We start from the raw sequence: 1,164 nt of genomic DNA, 5'->3' as shown, positions 1-1,164 counted from the left end.
CATGATTGTTTCGTATTCGATGGGGGTCAAGCGGCCGAGGCGGGCCTGTCTTCGGCGTCGGTGGTAGGTGCGTTCGATCCAGGTCACGATCGCGATCCGGAGTTGTTCGCGGGTGTTCCATTGGCGGCGATCGAGGACGTTGCGTTGCAGGAGACTGAAGAAGCTCTCCATGGCGGCGTTGTCCCCGGCGGCACCGACTTGGCCCATCGATCCGTGCATGTGGTGGCGCCACAGGGCTTGCTGCAGCTTGCGTGACCGAAATTGCCCACCACGGTCGCTATGCAGGGTGCAGCCTGCGACGTTCCCGCCGCGTCGGGCAACGGCGGACTCTAGCGAGTCGAGGGCAAGCTGGGAGGTCATACGATCAGCGATGGAGTAGCCCACGATCCGGTTGGACCACACGTCCTTGACAGCGCAGAGGTAGATCTTGCCCGCGCTGGTGGGATGTTCCGAAATGTCGGTCAGCCACACACGATTCGGCCCGTCGGCGGTGAACTCGCGGCGCACCAGATCATCGTGGGCCGGTGCAGCGGGTCGGGCCTTGCGGCCGCGGCGTTTCTTGCCGAACACGCACCACCACTGGTTGGTCGAGCAGATCTTCCACACGGTGCGGTCGGAGACCTCATGGCCGGCTGTGGTGACCTCGTCATGCAACAGCCGATAACCGAACTCGGGGTCCTCGCGGTGGGCGTCGAAGATCGCGTTCGCCAGATAGGCCTCCGCGTACTCGGCGTCGGTGACCGGCTGGGCCAGCCAGGCATAGTAGTGCTGGCGGTGGAGCTTGAGTACCCGACACGCCACCGCCACCGGCACCCGAATCCGGGCGCCAGGGGAGGCCAACTCCGTCACGAGCGGGTAGAGCCTTTTCCCGGCAGGTTGCCCTGCGACAGATACGCCGCCGCCCGGCGCAACACCTCGTTCTCCTGCTCCAACAGCCGATTACGGCGCTTGAGTTCCCGCAGCTCGGATGCCGCGTCCGAGGACAGACCCGGCTTGGCGCCGTTTTCGACGTCGGCGTCGCGCAGCCATTTCTGCAACGTCATCGGATGAATACCGAAATCGCCGGCGACCTGCTCGATAGTCACACCGGGCTCGCGGTTACGGGCGACCCGCACGACGTCATCACGGAACTCACGGGGGTACGGCTTGGGCACAGCGACATCC

At 65.0% G+C, this 1,164-nt stretch carries 1 protein-coding gene; it reads right to left on the bottom strand.

The window, feature by feature from the left end; translation table 11 throughout:
- Positions 1–1,154, bottom strand: a protein-coding gene (locus ACYVF3_RS32550) for an IS3 family transposase (protein ID WP_461158121.1) whose coding sequence is annotated in 2 segments (ribosomal slippage) — positions 1–867 and positions 870–1,154 — 1,152 coding nt annotated over the 2 segments. Because the reading frame shifts where the segments join, the coding sequence is not laid out codon by codon here. This gene is flagged as partial in the annotation.
- Positions 1,155–1,164 lie beyond the last annotated feature (10 nt).

It is taken from the genome of Saccharopolyspora tripterygii (assembly GCF_054778355.1).
Note: the sequence above shows the minus strand (reverse complement) of the source record. Positions and strands in the feature narration are given on the sequence as shown.